This is a genomic window from Acinetobacter lwoffii (assembly GCF_015602705.1).
GTDB classification, from domain to species: domain Bacteria; phylum Pseudomonadota; class Gammaproteobacteria; order Pseudomonadales; family Moraxellaceae; genus Acinetobacter; species Acinetobacter lwoffii_E.
This window is the reverse complement of the sequence record NZ_CP059081.1, coordinates 637,214-656,752: the sequence shown is the minus strand read 5'-3', so window position 1 is coordinate 656,752 and position 19,539 is coordinate 637,214. Positions and strand designations below refer to the sequence as shown.

The following is a 19,539-nucleotide window of genomic DNA, read 5'->3' as shown; positions in this document are numbered from 1 at the left end:
TCTGCTCCTATATTTTATTTTCAAGTTTTGGGTCAAATTATACCTGAATAAATACTTTTAATTTTGACTTAGTTTAATGCGTTTTAGTAAATTGTGATTTAAGCATAACGTAAATATAAAAAAACCGTAATCTTCGAAAAGATTACGGTTTTTGAAAACCCGAAATAATCTAGCGATTATTTACCTGAACGGTTACGTTTACGTTCGTTTTCAGTCAAGAAACGCTTACGGATACGGATTGACTTAGGTGTTACTTCTACTAGTTCATCATCTTCAATAAACTCAAGCGCTTGCTCAAGTGTATATTCAATCGCAGGAACCAGCGTTAACGCATCATCAGTACCAGAAGCACGTACGTTAGTTAACTGTTTTGCTTTAGTCGGGTTAACTGTCATGTCGTCTGAACGAGAGTTAATACCGATGATCATACCTTCATAAACTTCTAACTGTGGTTTCGCGAATAGACGACCACGGTCTTGAAGTGTGAACAGTGCATAGCCCAGGCAAGTACCTTGAACCATAGAAATCAGTACACCGTTTTGACGTTTCGCAACAGTACCTTGCTTCATTGGACCGTAGTGCGAGAAGCTAGACGTCATGATCCCTGTACCAGAAGTCATGGTCAGGAATTCAGAACGGAAACCAATCAGACCGCGTGAAGGAACAGTTGCTTCAATACGGATACGGCCTTTACCGTCAACTTCCATATTGGTCATTTCACCTTTACGGTGACCCATTTGTTCCATTACAGCGCCTTGGTGCTGTTCTTCAACGTCAAAAGTAACGTTTTCGTATGGCTCTTGTTTTTCACCATCAATTTCTTTAATGATTACTTGTGGACGAGATACGCCCATTTCGAAACCTTCACGACGCATGTTTTCAATAAGAACTGAAAGGTGAAGTTCACCACGACCAGATACTTTGAAACGGTCTGGACTATCAGTATCTTCAACACGTAATGCTACGTTGTGAATCAATTCGCGGTCTAGACGTTCACGGATATTACGTGAAGTTACGAACTTACCTTCTTTACCAGCAAACGGTGAGTTGTTTACCTGGAATGTCATCGATACTGTAGGTTCATCTACAGACAATGGAGGTAAAGCTTCAACATTTTTCGGATCACAGATGGTGTCAGAAATGTTGAGTGCATCGATACCCGTTACACAAACGATATCGCCTGCAGAAGCTTCTTCAACGTCAACGCGATCTAGACCATGATAACCCATGATTTTTAAGATACGGCCGTTACGTGTTTTGCCATCTTTATCGATTACAGTTACTTGTGTGTTTAATTTCACTGAACCGCGCTGGATACGACCAATACCGATAACGCCTACGAAGCTGTTATAGTCAAGTGAAGATACCTGCATTTGGAATGGACCATCAACATCAACTGCTGGTGGTTCAACGATGTCTACGATCGTTTGGAACAACGGAGTCATGTCTTCAGCAAGTTCTTCTGGAGAAGGACCAGCAACACCACGAAGGCCTGAAGCATAAACAACTGGGAAGTCTAACTGTTCGTCAGAAGCACCCAAGTTATCGAACAAATCAAATACTTGGTCAATTACCCAGTCTGGACGCGCGCTTGGCTTGTCGACTTTGTTAATAATCACGATTGGTTTCAAACCACGTGCGAACGCTTTTTGCGTTACGAAACGAGTTTGTGGCATCGGGCCTTCTTGTGAGTCTACAAGAAGAAGTACGCAGTCAACCATCGACATTACACGTTCAACTTCACCACCGAAGTCGGCGTGTCCCGGGGTGTCCACGATGTTAATGCGGTATTCAGTATTGGTACGTTCATCTAACCATTTGATTGCAGTGTTTTTTGCAAGAATGGTAATACCACGTTCACTTTCAATAGCGCCAGAATCCATGACACGCTCGATCTCACCCGCGCGATCACCGAGAGCACCTGATTGTTGCAAAAGTTTGTCTACAAGAGTGGTTTTACCATGATCGACGTGCGCAATAATGGCGATGTTACGGAGAGTTTTAATATCTGACATGTAAATTCAATGCGTATGTAATTTGAGGGCAAATTATACAGAAAAATACAAAACTTTTATAGTCACTGTAACCACACTCCTCAACTTTTTTTGCCCAGTTGGGGCTTTTTTGATTTTGTAAAGACGTGTAACTCGATTAGAATAGCGCCACCCAGCCTTAATTTGCATTGACACATGTCTGATTTTAATCAATCTCCTCCTTCTAAAGATCAACTCGACCTGGTATATGGTCTCGAAGATCGACCAAAACCACTGATTGCTTTTTTAGCTGCATTCCAGCATTTATTAGCGATTATTGTCCCGATTGTGACCCCTGGCCTGCTGATTTGTTTGGCTCTTGGTGTTTCCAAAGAAGACACCAACATGATTTTGTCCATGTCCTTGGTGATCTCGGGCATCGCAACTTTTTTACAGTCTAAAAAAGTCGGACCTTTTGGTGCCGGTCTGCTGATTGTCCAAGGAACCAGCTTTAACTTTATCGGTCCAATTATTGGTATTGGTTCAGCCATGGTGGCTGCAGGTACACCTGTAGAAGCAGTCATGGCTTCTATTTTTGGTGTGGTGATTGCAGGTGCATTTATTGAAATGGGCGTGTCACAAATTCTGCCTTGGATCAAAAAACTGATTACACCGCTGGTGACCGGGATTGTCGTGCTGCTGATTGGTTTGACCTTAATTAAAGAAGGTTTAATCAGTATGGGCGGTGGTTATCAGGCCATGAGCGATAAAACTTTTGCCAATGCCGACAACCTGATCATGTCTTGTACCGTCCTGGCGTTGATTATTATCCTGAACCGTATCCGGATTACTTGGGTAAAAAGCTCTGCCATTTTAATCGCCTTGATCTGTGGTTATGTTCTGGCAGGCTTTATGGGCCATCTGGATTTCTCTGGTCTGAAAGATGCACCTCTGGTACAGATTCCGACACCAATGCATTTCGGTTTAAGCTTCTCCTGGAGCCTGTTTATTCCAATGGCATTCATTTATCTGGTGACGTCTTTAGAAGCGATTGGTGATATCACTGCGACTTCAAAGCTTTCCAACCAGCCAGTTGATGGTCCAAAATGGATGCAGCGCATTAAAGGCGGTGTACTGGTAAATGGCGCGAATTCATTCCTTGCCGGTATTTTTAACACCTTCCCGAGTTCCGTTTTTGCACAGAACAATGGTGTGATTCAGTTGACGGGCGTAGCAAGTCGTTATGTCGGCATCTGGATTGCTGCTTTGCTAGTTATTCTTGGTTTACTGCCTGCAGTTGCTGGTATTATTCAGGCCGTTCCGCAAGCGGTACTGGGTGGCGCAGTCATGGTCATGTTTGGCGCAGTTGCAGCATCTGGTATTAACATTCTGTCTGGTGTTCATCTGGACCGTCGCGCCTTGCTGATTATTGCGATTTCACTGGCACTGGGTTTAGGTGTTGCACAAGTTCCACAAATTCTTGAACATCTTCCTGAGTTATTCCGTAATATCTTTAGCTCAGGCGTTGCTACTGGTGGTATCGCTGCCCTTATTCTGAATGTAGTACTTCCTGAAACAAAGAAGTAATTTCATGTCCAAAGAACACTGTCTAGGTCAGACTTAGGCAGTGTTCTTTATATTGGAGAGATACCTATGGATCCTAAAAGCGAAGTTTTATTAAGACAATATGATTTTTTGTCGGGTCGCATCTTACTGATTAATGCACCAACAGATGATCTGCTCGCTGAATTCGATGCCTCTATCAATCCGGCTGTCTGGACATGGAATTTTAATGATTTTCAATATTTCCAGTCACAACAAGCAGATGTGCATTTTGGTGCAGAGATACCTGAAGCTGAGTTTGATCAGGCAGTTATTTTTGTACCCAAGTCTAAAGAACTGTTGAATTATTTACTGCACACTGTGGCAGCGCAGCTTAAACCGGGCAGCAGTGTTTTCCTGGTCGGTGAAAAGAAAGGCGGGATAGAACGCGCAGCCAAACAGTTGCAGCCTTTTGGTAAAACACTCAAACTTGACAGCGCGCGTCATTGCCAGCTTTGGCAATTGGTTCTAGAACATACGGTCGAGAAAAAAGCACTTGCAGACTGGGCACAGCGTTATACCGTATCGACACCAAATGGCGACCTGAATATTTGTGCACTTCCAGGCGTCTTTAGTCAAAACCGTTTGGATGTAGGAACTGCCACCCTATTACCTTATTTGTCACAAGTTACTTCAGGTAAGATTGCCGACTTTGGTTGTGGCGCAGGTGTAATTAGTGCGTATCTGGCAAAGTTGAATCCGAAAAACCGGATTTTTGCCATGGATGTTGATGCCTTTGCATTGGCTTCTACACAAATGACCTTTGAAGAAAACCAGCTCACTCCTGAACAGATTGAAATCAAAGCGGTTACAGGTATTGAGGATGCACCCTTGTTCCTGCATGCCATTGTCAGTAATCCGCCTTTTCATATGGGAATCGAAACTGATTACACGGCAAGCGAAACCTTGTGTAAAACCTCACGTCGTCATTTAAAATCAGGCGGTGAGCTTTGGATCGTAGCCAACCGTTTCTTGAACTACCCGACCCTGATTGAACAAAACTTTGGTCGCTGCACAGTAAAAGCAGATCAACAAGGCTTTAAAGTGCTCTTCGCCAGCACTCAAAAAAATGTTAAGGAATCATGATGAGCGAAACGCAAAACACGATGCAGCTGCAGCGTAAGCTGGGTGCTCGTCATCTGAATATGATCGCCATTGGCGGATCTATTGGTACAGGTTTATTCCTGGCCTCAGGGGCGACCATTGCCAACGCTGGACCAGGCGGTGCACTACTTGCATATGTACTGATTGGTATCATGATTTATTTCTTGATGACCAGTCTAGGCGAGCTTGCCACACACAACCCGACCTCAGGTGCATTTTTCACTTACGGCACCAAATATGTCGAAGGTGGTTTTGGTTTCGCTCTGGGCTGGAACTACTGGTACAACTGGGCCATTACCGTGGCTTTTGAGCTGGTTGCCGTTCAGTTCATTATGAAATTCTGGTTTCCAGATATTCCGGGCGTGTACTGGAGCGCCATTTTCCTTGCCATTATTTTCGGGATTAATGCCCTGACAGTAAAAGGCTTTGGCGAATCCGAATTTTTCTTTTCTCTGGTGAAAGTTCTCGCGATCATTGCCTTTATCATTATCGGGATCTGGATGATCGTGAAGATCATGCTGACCCCGGGTGCGGAAGCATTTGCCAACTGGAGCATTGGTGATGCACCCTTTGTCGGTGGTTTCCAGGCATTAATTGGTGTGGCGATGATTGCCGGATTCTCCTTTCAAGGTACCGAAATGGTCGGTGTGGCGGCAGGTGAATCGAAAAATCCAAAGAAAACCATTCCGGTGGCCATCAAACAAATTTTCTGGCGTATCCTGTTGTTTTATATTGTGTGTATTTTCATTATCGGCACTCTGATTGCCTATAATGACCCACGTTTATTACAGGCCGCTGCGACAGATAATATTGCGCTTTCGCCATTTACCTTATTATATGAAAAAGCCGGTTTTGCCTTTGCCGCCAGTATCATGAATGCAGTGATCCTGACCGCTATTCTATCTGCGGGTAATTCTGGCATGTATTCATCTACCCGTATGCTGTTTGATATGTCGCGTAAAGGCAGTGCACCTAAAATGTTTGCGCGTCTGGACCCGCGTGGTGTGCCAATGAATGCACTCTATGCCACTACGGCGATCGCAGCTCTATGCTTCCTGACTACTTTCTTTGGTGAACAGGAAGTCTTTAACTGGCTGCTAAACATGTCAGGGATGTGTGGCTTTATTGTCTGGCTCGGGATTGCAATTTCGCATTACCGCTTCCGCAAAGGTTATTTGGCTCAAGGTTATAAACTGGAAGATCTGGCTTATCGCGCTAAATTCTTTCCTTTTGCTCCTTGGTTTGCATTTATCCTGTGTGCGATTGTTGTTCTCGGACAGAACTATCAGGATGTTTTGGCCGGTCAATGGATGGGTGTGTTATCGACCTATATCAGTATTCCGCTATTCCTAGCGATTTGGTTCGGCTACAAATGGAAGAAAAAAACCAAACTGGTCTCTTATCAAGAGATGGATGTGCAGCCGATGAAACTTGATCAGGAATAAAAAATTATTCATTAAAAAAATCAGCTTACGGGCTGATTTTTTATTTCTTGAATTAACTATGACGCATCACGAAATTGCGATCATCAATCACAATCACTTGCTGGCAAATTCCGTCTACCCGACGTTGCTGCTCAAATACCTCTTTAGGCATAGACTCAAAACTATCAAAGAAGCTAATTTCATTTTCATCAATTTCATATATCAGGGAATGATTCCCTACTCCCTCTAAGGTGTCATAGAACACAATCACAAAACGGCCTGCTTCTACATTTTCCTGAATTTCTGCATAAGACAATGGCTGTTCTATAACAGGAATATTTAAGCGATGTGCTTGTTGATAGAAATCGACTTCAATTGGCTGTTTATCTGCATCATGTTCAGTACAAAAATTGACATCCAAACCCAATGTCTTTAAAGCAACTGCAAGTGCGATGCTTGAGCTTCCCATTTCAGGGTCATGTTGACAGAGCTGAGTTAAATCAGAAATATTCAAATCAATGCCATAATGATGAAAAATCATCCATATTGCAAAAATTCCGCTATTGGCTTCCAGATTTTGCAAATCTTCAGAAATTTCGACACTCATATTTTTACTCAACGACATCTTAACAGGCTAAGTGTAGTCAAAATACAGACATAAAAAAAGCAGCTCCGAAGAGCCGCTTTTTTTAACTAGCATTCAATAACGAATTATTGAGCTGGTTGTTCAGCTAAAACAGTACGGCTACCAGTAATCGTCGCGAATACACGACGGTTCATAGCACGGCCTTCTTTAGTGTTGTTGTCAGCAATCGGTTGATCCCAAGCAAAACCTTGAGTAGACAAACGAGATGCATCTACGTTGTATTCGTTCACAAGTGAAGATTTAACAGAGTTAGCACGCGCTAGAGATAAACGTTCGTTTAATGCACGTGGACCAGTGTTGTCAGTGTGACCTTCGATGCGAGCAGTAGCGTTTGGATATTCAACTAGCTTCTCAGCAACTTTTGCGATTTCTGGTTTGTATTGATCTTTGATGTTTGATTTGTTTGTATCAAAGAACACACGAAGTTCCATGTTCAGATCTTCAGTCAACTCTTGTGGAGCTGGAGCAACCGGAGTTACAGGCTCAACTGGAGCAACTTCTACCACTGGAGCAGCTGGTTTCAAACGACCACCTAGAACTACGTTAAGACCAGCAAGTGCTGTATAGTTCCAGAATTTTTCGTCAAAGTGGTAAGTACCACGAGCTTCTGTACGTAGCGCTAGTGCATCGTTGATATGCCAGAATGCACCGATACCTGCGTTACCTAAAGTACCCTCTTCACCATCACGGTAAGCTAAACGAGCATCATCGAATTCATATTCGTAGTGACCCGCGCCTAGAAGCATGTATGGCTTTACTTTGCTGTCATAGTTGCCAGTAAAGACATCTGAAGTTGCATAGAAGTTACCTGCGATGTTTTTCGCTTTGTATTCACCATAATTAGTGTCTACATCACCTTTTACTTGACTATATTCAGCTTCAAAGCCTAACCATGGAGTTAATTCAATACCAATAGCAGCACCGACAAACAAATCATCCTGTAACTCAGGACCATTTGTTAACTCACCATCGTTACCGCCATTGTTGTGCTGAGTGTCTTGGAATGTATAACCTAACATCAACGGAGTAACAGTTACGCCTGCATTGGCAGCAGCAAAAGGTGCAGCTACAAGCATAGCTAAAGCAATACGACTCATTTTCATGGATTTATCCTCCAGAGATAAAAATTGTTGTTCAAGCTCAAGCCCGCAATAGGCCATCCTGAGATAGGCTTTTTATTACCCCAGTTTTATTCTTAAGCTATTCACATGGCATCATACAAACACTTTATTATTTTTCCAAGTGCTTGATTAATTTAATCAAGTAAATTATTGACAAAATTACTTACAATTTCCGTTGTAATTCGGTAACTTTTTACTCAATTTTTTATTCTGAATACCCTATGGTGATTGCCAATTATTTTTTAATCACTTTCTTGAAACTTAAGTAAGGACTGATTACTCGGCTCCACAAAGCATAAAAAACGCATAATTAATAACATATTCCTCATAAAAATAATATATAAATCAGGTAACTCTATGTATAAAAAAATAACAAGAGCATTCACTATTGTTGAGTTAATTATCTGTATTGCAATGATTGCAATTCTCGTCAGTATCGCCCTACCGTACTTCCATGACTATCGATCCAAACAGGAAGCCAAAAATATTCCGATCAAATTATCTCAAATTAATCGCTATGCACGCAGCCAGGCTGCAGTGTTTCATCAAAATATTGTAATCTGCCCGAGCCAAGATTCTCTCAGTTGCCAAGCCAATCAATGGAACAAGAACATGCTGGTTTTTATTGATAAAAATAAAAACAGGCAAGTGGATGTAGACGAACAAATTTTACATATTGATGCACTGAACCTCAAATACGGTAACCTAAGTTGGCGAGGAACTTTGAGTTTACCGAGTGTCACTTATCAAGCGCATACTGCCTTGCCGATTGGTTCAAATGGTAGTTTCTATTATTGTTCTACCCATCTTTCTAGCCAACAGCGTATTGTACTCAGCAAAATGGGCCATATCAGGATTGAAAGTCTCTCGTCTTGCTAACAGAACTATCCAGTTTATGCTTCGCTGCGATTAACGCTTCAATCCTGAGTTTTTTTCAATATACTGCTTAAGTTTGAAAAAATTGATTAAAACTCATACGGAGAGAGAACAATGACTGACATCCTAATTGTCAATGGTGCACGTACAGCCATGGGTGGCTTTCAGGGGAGTCTTGCCAGTGTAACTGCGCCAGAACTCGGTGCGGTCACCATTAAAGAAGCAATTGCCCGTGCGGGTCTGCAACCAGAAGATATTGAAGAAGTCATTATGGGTTGTGTCCTTCCGGCAGGTTTAAAGCAGGGCCCTGCACGTCAAGCCATGCGTCAAGCTGGTCTTCCAGATTCTACTGGCGCTGTAACCATTAATAAATTATGTGGTTCAGGCATGAAAGCCGTCATGCAAGCTGCAGATATGATTAAAGCCGGTTCTGCAAATATCGTGGTTGCAGGTGGCATGGAATCCATGACCAATGCTCCTTATGTATTGCCAAAAGCACGTGGCGGTTTCCGTATGGGTCACGGTGAAATCAAGGACCATATGTTTCTGGATGGCTTGGAAGATGCTGAAACAGGTCGCTTGATGGGTTCATTTGCCCAAGATATGGCAAATACCAGAGGTTATACCCGCGAGCAGATGGATGATTTTGCGATTCGCTCATTAAAGCGTGCGCAAACTGCGGTCAATGAAGGCTACTTTGCTGATGAAATCGTGCCTGTAACAGTTAAAACCCGTAAAGGTGATGTAGTCGTTGATAAAGACGAACAGCCGTTCAATGCCAACATCGATAAAATTCCAACTTTGCGTCCTGCTTTCGCTAAAGACGGTACGATTACGGCGGCTAATGCCAGCTCGATTTCAGATGGTGCATCAGCTTTAGTAATTACCTCGGCTGACAATGCAGCAGCAAAAGGGTTGAATCCTTTGGCTAAAATTGTTGCCTATGCATCGAATTCGCAACATCCATCTGAGTTTACTATTGCTCCAGTCGGTGCAATCCAGAAAGTGCTAGATAAAACTGGATGGGCCGCTTCTGATGTCGACCTTTGGGAAATCAATGAAGCCTTTGCCATGGTGACCATGTGCCCAATGGATGAGTTCAAGCTAGATCCTGAAAAAGTCAACATCAATGGCGGTGCATGTGCTCTCGGCCATCCTGTGGGTTCAACCGGTTCACGTATTATCCTGACTTTGATTCATGCACTAAAACGTACCGGTGGAAAAAAAGGGATTGCAGCCCTGTGTATTGGTGGTGGTGAAGCGACAGCTGTGGCGATTGAATTACTTTAACCTATTCTCTCACCCCATCCCTCGCCCATAGGGAGAGGGAGTTAAAAATCCTCCTGATCTGGAGGATTTTTTTCGCTTACATTTTGATAAAGCTTGCTCGCGCAAAATACCGCAAAGTGGCGTAGATTAAAGCAAGCAAAATAAAAAGGGAGTTCTCCCATGCAACTGAATCATTACCTCAATTTCCAAGGTCAGGCTGAAGCAGCCTTTAACTTTTATAAATTAGTTTTTGGAAGCGAATTTTCAAGTCTGAGTCGTTATGGTGAAATGCCAACTGAAGAAGGTGTCACACTCTCGGAAGCGGATCAAAATAAAATCCTGCATATCTCACTTCCCATTAACGAATTTACAGAACTGATGGCATCCGATACGAATGATCAATTTTGTGCACAAAACAATACCGTTTTCATTCAAGGTAATAACCATTATATTTCCATTAACTTAGATGCCAGCGAACAAGCTGAAGCACAACGACTCTTTGATGCTTTATCGGTGAATGGTCAAATTGAGATGCCGCTAGAAAAGACCTTTTGGGGCGCACTTTATGCTGCCTTTAGCGATCAGTTTGGAATTCACTGGATGATCAACTGTCAACTTGAAGAAAATTAAAGGTTTTTATCAAGATATAAAAAAGCCGGAATCAATCCGGCTTTTTGACAGCAACTTAATTTAAATTAAGCACCTGTTTGATAATGTGCCTGCGCAACCGCAGTCGATGCCTGATACGGATTTTTGAAATCATTCAAACCAGCAGCCGCTTCCTGAATATCTTTACCTTCTTTAATCACGAAAGTATCGAAACCAGAACGCTTCATGTAGTTCAGTACATCTTTGAACACATCCCCAGTAGCACGTAGTTCGCCCTGGAAACCCTGACGGCGAAGAAGGGCTGCAAATGAATAACCACGACCATCATTAAAACCGGCAAACTCAATGAAGATTGCATCAAGCTGATCTAATGGAAATTCATGGTTTTCAGGAGAAGCATCGACGGTCAAGTACAATGCTTTTTTACCTGCCACATTGGTAATTTGATCTAACTGTTCCACAGTCAGAACCACATCGCCCTGTGGCAAAACACCATCTTCACCAATCAATTGATAGGTATTGTCTGCAATCGTGCCATCTTTAGAGAGCACTTGAAGTGCGGTATTAAGCATATGCACGCTCCTTAAATGGTTGAATGCCGACACGGCGATAAGTATCGATAAACTCTTCACCTTCCTGACGTAGATCAAGATAAGTATTCAGAATTTCTTCTACGATATCAGGCACGACTTCGGCTGCAAATGATGGGCCAAGAATGTCACCAATCGACGCATCATGATCCGCATGTCCACCAAGCGTAATCTGGTAGAACTCAGCGCCTTTTTTGTCTACACCTAAAATACCGATGTTACCAACGTGGTGGTGACCACAGGCATTCATACAGCCTGAAATATTCAGATCCAGTTTACCTAGGTTATAAATCGTATCCAGATCATCAAAACGGCGTGAAATTGCTTCAGAAATCGGAATCGATTTCGCATTCGCCAATGAACAGAAATCACCACCCGGGCAGCAAATAATGTCGGTCAAGAAACCGATATGCGCACGTGCCAGGTTGTTTTGGTCAAGGTTTTGCCATACAGCGAACAAATCTTTTTGTGGGACATCGACCAGGGAAATGTTTTGTTCATGCGTGGTACGCAGCTCACCGAAAGTGTACTGATCGGCAAGATCTGCAATCAGGTTCATTTCTTCTGTGCTGACATCACCCGGTGCAATCCCGGCACGTTTCAGTGAAATCGTCACGATACGATAACCTTTCACTTTATGTGCATTGGTATTGATGTTGAACCACTGTTTGAATTTTGGATATTGTGCAAATAGTTCAGTGAAATCTTCATCTGCATAATCTTGGTAGTCAAATGGCGTGAAGTTCTCATCCATTTTCGCCAAGGTGTCTGCATCGATTTTCAGTGTTTTAATCGTATGCGCAAATTCAGCTTCAACTTTCTCGGCAAATACTGCTGGTGTTAAAGCTTTTACCAGAATCTTGATACGTGCTTTATATTTGTTGTCGCGACGGCCATGCAAGTTATACACACGAAGGACTGCTTCCAGATAAGCAATCAGGTCTTCACGCGGCAAGAACTCACGGATAAAGCTACCAATCACTGGCGTACGGCCGAGACCACCACCGACTTTGATTTTATAGCCCATTTCGCCTGCTTCATTACGCACAATATACACACCGATATCGTGGAATGCAGTGGCTGCACGGTCAGTTTCTTCAAGCGCAGAGACTGCAATCTTGAATTTACGTGGCAAGAAAGCAAATTCCGGATGGAAGGTTGACCATTGACGGATCAATTCACAAGTCGGACGTGGATCGGCAATTTCACCTGCAACCACACCTGCATACTGATCCGTCGTGGTATTACGGATACAGTTACCTGAGGTCTGAATCGCATGCATTTGCACAGTGGCCAGTTCAGCCAGCATATCCGGCACATTTTCCAGCGCAGGCCAGTTAAACTGGATGTTTTGACGGGTCGAAATATGCGCGTAGCCACGGTCATATTCTTTTGCCAAATCAGCCACTTTACGAAGTTGTTTTGAGTTCATCAAACCATATGGCACGGCAATACGTAACATTGGCGCATAACGCTGTACGTACAGACCATTTTGCAGACGAAGCGGACGATACTCATCTTCAGTGAGTTTACCGGCTAAATAACGTTCCGTTTGGTCACGGAACTGTGCAACACGTTCATTAATCAGTTGCTGATCGAAATCAGTATATAAATACATGGCGTACAGCTAGTAGTTTCTATTATATCGCCGGCAAGGATAGCGAGATTGAACCTATCAATAAAATGCTTTTTATACATATTTCATAGCGGTTTTATTGATAAGCCTGTCAAAGTTTCACGGATCTCAGTATTTATAGCATTCGATTAAATTTAAAGTAATAATGATTAAATTCTTCAATCATTATTACTTATTTTCATATAGAAAAATTTATCTCTACTTTCATTATCTACTTTATTAACACTTTAAAAATTCTACCAATTTTGACTCTCTCCCAATTGCTGTCCTACAAATTCATAACGTATCGTGGAACGTGAAAATTTAATCGGACAAGCCAGTTGTGCTTCGGTTTGCTGACTATTGGATTTGAGTGGCACCTGTACGACCCATCCTCGCTGCTGGGCCAGATCAGAATGTAACGCTTCTTCAAGTTTGAGCACCGGTTCGACACAGACGTCCAGTGCAGCAAACAGCGTTTGCCATGCAGCCAATGGCTTGGTCTTGATTTTATTCTGGATTGCCTGCTTCACTGCAGCATGATCTTCAGCGGCATAAGAAGCACCTTTTTCCAGAAGAATCGGCAGCTCTAAAGCCTGTGCCAGCCCCTGCATAAATTGTGGTTCCAGACTGCCAATCGACAGATAACGCTCATCCTGAGTTTCATAATAGTCGTAAAAAGTCCCGCCATTCAGATACCCTGATTCCGGCCGTTGATGCTGATTACCGGCCAGACTGGCAGAAGCCGCCAGATTATTCATCGTCACCACGCAATCGGTCATGGAAATATCAATATATTGCCCTTTTCCGCTTTGCTGACGTTCAATCACCGCGGCCAGAATCGCAATCACGGCATGCATGGAACCACCCGCAACATCAGCGACCTGAATCCCCAAGGCAGGTGGGCCATTTTCAATCCGGCCACTGTGTCCGGCAATTCCGGATAAAGCCAGATAATTAATGTCGTGCCCTGCCTTATCTTTATATGTGCCAGTTTGGCCATAACCGGTAATGGAACAGTAAATCAATTTTGGATTAATTTTGCTTAAGGTTTGATAATCTAAGCCTAGACGTTGCATCACCCCTGGACGGAATTGCTCAATCACAATGTCATAATCTGCAATCTTGGATTTGACCAGTTCGATATTTGCAGGATCTTTCAAATCCAGTGCAACCGATTGCTTGTTTCGGTTCAGATAACTCTGTGAAGTGGCCTGTCCATTGGCAAAGGGTGGCATTAATCGCAACAGGTCCGGTCGGGTCGGTGATTCAATATGCACAACTTCTGCACCCAAATCAGCAAGATATAATGTGGCAAATGGACCAGGTAAAAGTGTAGAAAAGTCGAGGATTTTCAATCCTTTTAATGCATGTGACATTGGAGTATTTGCTCTACTTATATTGCTTTTTTCAACATCTTAGGCACATAAATGCATAAAAACAATGTCATGTTCAGCCATTTACCTTGATAGTTTCGGCAATCTAATATGTAAGAAAATGGCAAAGGTATTCTTGTAAATTGCCATTGCTTTATTATTTTTCGTCATTTAGGTCAATTATTAGTGAACATTAAAGAGACTGAAGGATTAAACATGAGTCGTGATACGATCAGTATCCATTTCGTCAATGCAGCCCTATCTGGCGTAAAACGTCTGGGCATGGATGTCGATACTTTATTGTCTCACGTCGGGATTGAAGCAGAGCTGTTGCATCAGCCCAAAGCGCGTATTTCACCTGAACAATATACCCGCTTTATAAAAATGTTGTGGATGGTGACTCAGGACGAGCATGTTGGCTTTGATAAACAGCAACGCCGTCTGGGTACGTTTGCGATCATGTGCCAGCTCATCATTCATGCCAAAACTCTGGGTGATGCACTGGAACTGTCTTCCCAGTTCTACAAACTCTTTGGTGATGACTGGTCGGTGACTCTGGAGCGTGACAAACACGAAGCACGTCTGGTACCACTCATTCCAAATGCAATGGATCCGGATCATTTCATTACTGAAAGCATGCTGATGATCTGGCATGGCTTGGCGTCTTGGCTCATTGAGCGTCGCCTGCCACTGGAACGCGTGCATTTTAGTTATCCGCGTCCAGACCATGCCGATGAATATGATGCCTTATTCTTTGCGCCGGTAATGCAGTTCGATATGCCACGTACTGAAATCACTTTTGCTGCGGACTATCTGGACCTGCCAATTCGCCAGAATGAAGAAACTCTGGAAGAGTTTTTGAAAGCAGCACCGGCCCAACTGCTGGTGAAATTCAAAAATACCAATTCACTGACTTCACGGATTCGTGATGTGCTGAAGAGCCAGATTGGCGAAGAAATGCCAACCTTGAATGATGTCGCGTCAATGTTATATCTATCACCACAAACCTTGCGCCGCCGTCTGGCAGCCGAAGGCAAAAGCTATCAAGGTGTGAAAGATGCCCTGCGCCGTGATGCCGCAATTCACTTATTACTTAATCCGGATCTGACCCTTGAAGATGTCGCACAACAGGTCGGTTTCAGTGAAACCAGTACTTTCCACCGCGCCTTCAAAAAATGGACCGGTGTAACCCCAGGTCTGTATCGTCAATTGCATGGCTATCATTAATCAAATGATGCCGCAAAAGAGCATTTAATAATAAAACCAGTTCTCTCCGCCTAAGCCTTAGCTTAGGCTTTTTTATAGCTAAAATTGGCTAAATCGCTCAAATGATCTGACCCGTTCTCGTCATTGCACTTCAAAAATTAAGTATTACACTCGAGTCATTAGAATAATTTTCATCAAATCAATAAAAGGGACATGCTATGAGCGAGGCATATATTATTGACGCCATTCGTACGCCACGCGGAAAAGGCAAAAAAGATGGATCTTTACATCAAGTAAAACCCATTTCATTACTGACTGGCTTACTCAACGAACTTCAGGCTCGTCATCAATTTAATACCTCAAAAGTGGATGATATCGTGCTCGGTTGTGTCACCCCAATTGGTGATCAGGGTGCCGACATTGCCAAGACCGCTGCCATTGCTGCAGGCTGGGACAATGATGTAGCGGGTGTACAAATTAACCGTTTTTGTGCTTCCGGTCTGGAAGCGGTTAATCTGGCCGCACAAAAAGTCCGTTCCGGCTGGGAAGATCTGGTTGTTGCAGGTGGAGTCGAATCCATGTCCCGCGTTCCGATGGGTTCAGACGGTGGTCCTTGGGCACTGGACCCTGAAACCAATATGGCTTGTGACTTTATTCCACAAGGTATTGGTGCGGACTTGATTGCTACCATTGACGGTTATAGCCGTGCAGATGTAGATCAGTTTGCCGAACAATCACAAAAGAAAGCGGCTGCTGCTCAAGCCCATGGCCATTTCAATGCATCCGTGATCCCGGTAAAAGACAAAGCCGGTGTGGTGATTCTGGACAAAGACGAATTTATCAAACCGACAACGACCGCAGAAGGCCTAGGCAAACTCAATCCAAGTTTCGCCACTATGGGGCAAATGGGCTTTGATTCAATTGCCCTGCAAAAATATCCTGAAGTGGGTGCTATCAATCATGTGCATCATGCCGGGAATTCTTCAGGCATTGTCGATGGTGCAGCTGTGGTTTTGATCGCATCCGAACAAGCAGTAAAAGAACAAGGTCTGAAGCCACGTGCCAAAGTACTGGCGACGGCACTGGTCGGTGCAGATCCAACCATTATGCTGACCGGCCCTGCCCCGGCCGCTCGTAAGGCCTTGGCGAAAGCCGGTTTAACAATTGATGATATTGACCTGTTTGAAGTCAATGAAGCCTTTGCTGCTGTGGTGATGCGCTTTATCAATGAAATGAAAGTTGATCCTGCCAAGGTGAATGTCAACGGCGGTGCAATTGCCATGGGACATCCACTCGGTGCGACTGGTGCCATGATTTTAGGGACATTACTGGACGAATTAGAACGCCAGGGCAAAAAACGTGGACTAGCCACACTTTGCGTAGGTGGCGGTATGGGCATCGCAACCATTATTGAACTGGTATAAGGAGAAAAATAATGAGCGCAATTCAATATCAAAAAAATGAAGATAATATTGTTATTTTAACGTTTGATTCTCCAAACCAGTCTGCCAATACCATGAATGCCGACTTTCGCACGGCACTGGATGAAGTCGTTGCCCAGTTACAAGCCGATGAAGATATTGCCGGGATTATTTTCCGTTCAGCGAAAAAAACTTTCTTTGCTGGTGGTGATCTGGACGAACTGATTCAAGCCACTCCTGAACATGCAACTGAATTCTTCAATATGATTGAAGAGATGAAAGCCAAACTACGCTATATCGAAACTCGCGGTATTCCTGTCGTTGCTGCACTGAATGGTACGGCGCTTGGCGGTGGTTGGGAAATTGCCTTGTGTGCCCATCATCGTATTGCCCTGAATGACCCTAAAAGCAAATTTGGCCTGCCTGAAGTCACACTGGGTTTATTACCAGGTGGCGGTGGTATCGTCCGTAGCGTCCGCCTGCTCGGCCTGCAAAATTCCCTTCCTTTATTGATGGAAGGCAAACAGTTTGGAGTCGATAAAGCCGTATCTCTTGGCTTAATTCATGAGGTCGCAGACAGTACCGATGAATTGCTGGAAAAGGCCATTGCCTGGATCAAAGCCAATCCAAAATCTCAGCAGCCATTCGATGCAAAAGGCTATAAAATTCCAGGTGGTAGCCCTTCGACACCAGCAGTTGCCCAGATGCTGGCAATTGCTCCGGCGATGCTGCGCGATAAAACCAAAGGCTGCTACCCTGCACCTGAAGCGATCATGTCGGCTGCGGTAGAAGGTGCACAGGTCGATGTCGATACTGCCCTGACCATTGAATCGCGTTACTTTACTTATCTTGCCATCGGTCAACTTTCTAAAAATATGATTGGCACCTTCTGGCATGGCCTGAATGCAATCAAGTCCGGTGCCAGTCGCCCTCAAGGTATTGAAAGATGGAAAGCCACGAAAGTCGGTATTCTAGGTGCGGGTATGATGGGTGCTGGGATCGCCTACGCGACTGCCAGCACAGGCATTCCAGTAGTTCTGAAAGATATTTCATTAGGAGCGGCTGGAAAAGGCAAAGCCTATAGCCAGAAACTGCTGGATAAAAAAGTCGCTCAAGGGCGTTTATCAGCCGAGAAACGAGATCATGTTTTAAGCCTGATTCAAACAACTGCATTTAATGCAGATCTAGCCGGTTGCGACCTGATCATTGAAGCCGTATTTGAAAATCCCGCGCTCAAGACTCAAGTCACGCAAGAGGCAGAGCAATATCTTGTCAGCAACGGCGTAATGGCTTCGAATACCTCGACCCTGCCGATCACAGAATTAGCCCAGGCTTCAAAAAATGATCAGAACTTTATCGGCCTGCATTTCTTCAGTCCGGTCGATAAAATGCAGCTGGTGGAAATTATCAAAGGTAAAAATACCTCGGCAGAAACGCTGGCCAAAGCTTTCGATTTCGTGCAGCAAATTGGCAAATTACCGATTGTGGTGAATGACAGCCGTGGCTTCTTTACCAGCCGCGTGTTTGGCACCTTTGTACAGGAAGGCTTGCGTCTGCTGGCAGAAGGCGTACATCCGGCACGAATTGAAATGGCAGCTCTCAAAGCCGGTATGCCGGTAGGCCCGTTGGCGATTCAGGATGAAGTGTCCTTGACCCTGTCTGAACATGTGGCCAATGAAAGATACAAAGCTTTAGAAGCAGAAGGTCAGATCATCACTAAATCACCCGCTGATGACGTGATTCACAGTATGATTCACGAATTTAACCGTAAAGGTAAGGCTGTAGGCGCAGGTTTTTATGATTATCCGGCCGATGCCAAAAAGCAGCTCTGGTCTGGTCTCAGCTACTGGAAAAAAGACAACGATATTTCTGAACAGGAAATGATTGACCGCTTCCTGTTTGTACAGGCACTGGATACGGTTCGCTGTCTAGAAGAAGGTGTTTTGGAATCCGTGGTCGATGCCAATGTGGGTTCCATTTTTGGTATTGGCTTTGCCGCCTGGACGGGCGGTGCAGTACAATTCCTGAATCAGTATGGTTTAGCCAAAGCCGTGACCCGTGCCAAAGTACTTGAAAATAAATATGGCGAACGCTTCAAAGCCCCACAACTCCTCAAAGATCGCGCAGCACACGCCCAGCCGATTCAATAACTTAGGCACTTAAATAAAAGAGGAACGTGTTTCCTCTTTTTTATCTTCTGGATTTGCTTAATGCACTGGATAGACTCATCTGATGACAGATTTCGATCTGCTTTTTGATCAATTTATGTTATAAAGTTACATAAGTTTGATATCCACGTGGGTAAGACCTATGACTGATCACAGTTCACCTGAAAAATCTCCTTGGGGCTGGAAAGCACTTATCATCTTCTGTATTTTAGGTGGATTATTCATGCTTATTTTTTGGCTCGCGATAAGTAATGAACCGGATTACATGCCAAGCCAGCAAAATAAACAAACTACCCAGCAACACGCTTTTAAAAATGCACCGACGATGTCTCCAGAAGCCATTGCCAAAGCGCAAGCAGATCGTGAAGCACGTGAAGCTGCCAATACTGCTCATCCAGGTACGACAGCCGCTGAACACAATATGTCAGCTGAAGAACATGCCAATATGGATAATGCCGAGCACAGCTCAAATGCAGCACATGGCCACTGATCCAGATTCAGTCTATGCATAAAAAAGCGAGGTCAATGCCTCGCTTTTT

General features: G+C 43.9%; 16 protein-coding genes. 10 read left to right on the top strand and 6 right to left on the bottom strand.

Features of this window, described 5'->3' with window-relative positions; genetic code table 11:
- Positions 1 to 176: 176 nt before the first annotated feature.
- Complete coding sequence (gene typA, locus H0S56_RS03105; RefSeq protein WP_004281716.1) at positions 177 to 2,015, bottom strand: translational GTPase TypA; 1,839 nt, start codon at positions 2,013 to 2,015, stop codon at positions 177 to 179.
- A gap of 174 nt (positions 2,016 to 2,189) precedes the next feature.
- Between typA and H0S56_RS03100 the strand changes: the two genes are divergently transcribed.
- From H0S56_RS03100 to H0S56_RS03090, 3 genes are all read left to right on the top strand, one after another.
- Positions 2,190 to 3,560, top strand: coding sequence for a uracil-xanthine permease family protein (locus H0S56_RS03100; RefSeq protein WP_004281715.1), 1,371 nt, complete (start codon positions 2,190 to 2,192; stop codon positions 3,558 to 3,560).
- A gap of 66 nt (positions 3,561 to 3,626) precedes the next feature.
- Positions 3,627 to 4,661 (top strand): methyltransferase, encoded by a 1,035-nt coding sequence (locus H0S56_RS03095; RefSeq protein WP_044108390.1) that lies wholly within the window; start codon positions 3,627 to 3,629, stop codon positions 4,659 to 4,661.
- The gene (locus H0S56_RS03090; RefSeq protein WP_180086461.1) at positions 4,661 to 6,124 is read left to right on the top strand and encodes an amino acid permease; all 1,464 of its coding nucleotides are present in this window, start codon (positions 4,661 to 4,663) and stop codon (positions 6,122 to 6,124) included. Before H0S56_RS03095 ends, H0S56_RS03090 begins: the two co-directional genes overlap by 1 nt.
- Positions 6,125 to 6,176: 52 nt before the next feature.
- Here the strand turns inward: H0S56_RS03090 and H0S56_RS03085 are convergent, their stop codons facing one another.
- Positions 6,177 to 6,710, bottom strand: coding sequence for a cysteine peptidase family C39 domain-containing protein (locus H0S56_RS03085; RefSeq protein WP_195725632.1), 534 nt, complete (start codon positions 6,708 to 6,710; stop codon positions 6,177 to 6,179).
- Positions 6,711 to 6,814: 104 nt separating this feature from the next.
- Positions 6,815 to 7,852, bottom strand: coding sequence for an outer membrane protein Omp38 (gene omp38, locus H0S56_RS03080; RefSeq protein ID WP_153566446.1), 1,038 nt, complete (start codon positions 7,850 to 7,852; stop codon positions 6,815 to 6,817).
- A gap of 375 nt (positions 7,853 to 8,227) precedes the next feature.
- Between omp38 and H0S56_RS03075 the strand changes: the two genes are divergently transcribed.
- The 3 genes from H0S56_RS03075 (at position 8,228) to H0S56_RS03065 (ending at position 10,645) form a co-directional block, all read left to right on the top strand.
- Positions 8,228 to 8,749, top strand: coding sequence for a GspH/FimT family pseudopilin (locus H0S56_RS03075; RefSeq protein WP_071850807.1), 522 nt, complete (start codon positions 8,228 to 8,230; stop codon positions 8,747 to 8,749).
- A 111-nt stretch (positions 8,750 to 8,860) separates the two neighbouring features.
- Positions 8,861 to 10,036, top strand: a complete 1,176-nt coding sequence (locus H0S56_RS03070; RefSeq protein ID WP_005106139.1) for a thiolase family protein — start codon at positions 8,861 to 8,863, stop codon at positions 10,034 to 10,036.
- 159 nt (positions 10,037 to 10,195) lie between these two features.
- Positions 10,196 to 10,645 (top strand): VOC family protein, encoded by a 450-nt coding sequence (locus H0S56_RS03065; protein ID WP_195725631.1) that lies wholly within the window; start codon positions 10,196 to 10,198, stop codon positions 10,643 to 10,645.
- A gap of 65 nt (positions 10,646 to 10,710) precedes the next feature.
- Here the strand turns inward: H0S56_RS03065 and H0S56_RS03060 are convergent, their stop codons facing one another.
- The 3 genes from H0S56_RS03060 to H0S56_RS03050 all read right to left on the bottom strand — a co-directional run bounded on the left by H0S56_RS03060 (position 10,711) and on the right by H0S56_RS03050 (position 14,208).
- Positions 10,711 to 11,196 carry a DUF934 domain-containing protein gene (locus tag H0S56_RS03060; RefSeq protein ID WP_195725630.1) on the bottom strand — a complete coding sequence of 162 codons (486 nt, stop codon included), beginning with the start codon at positions 11,194 to 11,196 and terminating at the stop codon, positions 10,711 to 10,713.
- Entirely contained in the window at positions 11,189 to 12,832 is a 1,644-nt protein-coding gene (locus H0S56_RS03055) for a nitrite/sulfite reductase (protein ID WP_195725629.1), read from the bottom strand. The genes H0S56_RS03060 and H0S56_RS03055 overlap by 8 nt, the downstream gene beginning before the upstream one ends.
- A 254-nt stretch (positions 12,833 to 13,086) precedes the next feature.
- A complete protein-coding gene (locus H0S56_RS03050; RefSeq protein WP_195725628.1) occupies positions 13,087 to 14,208 on the bottom strand; it encodes a CaiB/BaiF CoA transferase family protein in 1,122 nt (373 codons plus the stop codon).
- Positions 14,209 to 14,421: 213 nt separating this feature from the next.
- Here H0S56_RS03050 and H0S56_RS03045 point away from each other — a divergent pair, with 213 nt between their 5' ends.
- The 4 genes from H0S56_RS03045 to H0S56_RS03030 all read left to right on the top strand — a co-directional run bounded on the left by H0S56_RS03045 (position 14,422) and on the right by H0S56_RS03030 (position 19,490).
- Positions 14,422 to 15,432 carry an AraC family transcriptional regulator gene (locus H0S56_RS03045; RefSeq protein ID WP_004645946.1) on the top strand — a complete coding sequence of 337 codons (1,011 nt, stop codon included), beginning with the start codon at positions 14,422 to 14,424 and terminating at the stop codon, positions 15,430 to 15,432.
- Positions 15,433 to 15,629: 197 nt separating this feature from the next.
- Positions 15,630 to 16,835 carry an acetyl-CoA C-acetyltransferase gene (locus tag H0S56_RS03040; protein ID WP_195725627.1) on the top strand — a complete coding sequence of 402 codons (1,206 nt, stop codon included), beginning with the start codon at positions 15,630 to 15,632 and terminating at the stop codon, positions 16,833 to 16,835.
- 11 nt (positions 16,836 to 16,846) lie between these two features.
- Positions 16,847 to 18,982, top strand: coding sequence for a 3-hydroxyacyl-CoA dehydrogenase NAD-binding domain-containing protein (locus tag H0S56_RS03035; protein WP_195725626.1), 2,136 nt, complete (start codon positions 16,847 to 16,849; stop codon positions 18,980 to 18,982).
- Between the two features lie 160 nt (positions 18,983 to 19,142).
- Positions 19,143 to 19,490, top strand: coding sequence for a hypothetical protein (locus H0S56_RS03030; protein WP_005106128.1), 348 nt, complete (start codon positions 19,143 to 19,145; stop codon positions 19,488 to 19,490).
- Positions 19,491 to 19,539 lie beyond the last annotated feature (49 nt).

Bases quoted from the DNA above. Each gene is read 5' to 3' on its own strand.
- typA (WP_004281716.1), bottom strand. From the start codon at position 2,015: ATGTCAGATATTAAAACTCTCCGTAACATCGCCATTATTGCGCACGTC.
- H0S56_RS03100 (WP_004281715.1), top strand. From the start codon at position 2,190: ATGTCTGATTTTAATCAATCTCCTCCTTCTAAAGATCAACTCGACCTG.
- H0S56_RS03095 (WP_044108390.1), top strand. From the start codon at position 3,627: ATGGATCCTAAAAGCGAAGTTTTATTAAGACAATATGATTTTTTGTCG.
- H0S56_RS03090 (WP_180086461.1), top strand. From the start codon at position 4,661: ATGAGCGAAACGCAAAACACGATGCAGCTGCAGCGTAAGCTGGGTGCT.
- H0S56_RS03085 (WP_195725632.1), bottom strand. From the start codon at position 6,710: ATGAGTGTCGAAATTTCTGAAGATTTGCAAAATCTGGAAGCCAATAGC.
- omp38 (WP_153566446.1), bottom strand. From the start codon at position 7,852: ATGAAAATGAGTCGTATTGCTTTAGCTATGCTTGTAGCTGCACCTTTT.
- H0S56_RS03075 (WP_071850807.1), top strand. From the start codon at position 8,228: ATGTATAAAAAAATAACAAGAGCATTCACTATTGTTGAGTTAATTATC.
- H0S56_RS03070 (WP_005106139.1), top strand. From the start codon at position 8,861: ATGACTGACATCCTAATTGTCAATGGTGCACGTACAGCCATGGGTGGC.
- H0S56_RS03065 (WP_195725631.1), top strand. From the start codon at position 10,196: ATGCAACTGAATCATTACCTCAATTTCCAAGGTCAGGCTGAAGCAGCC.
- H0S56_RS03060 (WP_195725630.1), bottom strand. From the start codon at position 11,196: ATGCTTAATACCGCACTTCAAGTGCTCTCTAAAGATGGCACGATTGCA.
- H0S56_RS03055 (WP_195725629.1), bottom strand. From the start codon at position 12,832: ATGTATTTATATACTGATTTCGATCAGCAACTGATTAATGAACGTGTT.
- H0S56_RS03050 (WP_195725628.1), bottom strand. From the start codon at position 14,208: ATGTCACATGCATTAAAAGGATTGAAAATCCTCGACTTTTCTACACTT.
- H0S56_RS03045 (WP_004645946.1), top strand. From the start codon at position 14,422: ATGAGTCGTGATACGATCAGTATCCATTTCGTCAATGCAGCCCTATCT.
- H0S56_RS03040 (WP_195725627.1), top strand. From the start codon at position 15,630: ATGAGCGAGGCATATATTATTGACGCCATTCGTACGCCACGCGGAAAA.
- H0S56_RS03035 (WP_195725626.1), top strand. From the start codon at position 16,847: ATGAGCGCAATTCAATATCAAAAAAATGAAGATAATATTGTTATTTTA.
- H0S56_RS03030 (WP_005106128.1), top strand. From the start codon at position 19,143: ATGACTGATCACAGTTCACCTGAAAAATCTCCTTGGGGCTGGAAAGCA.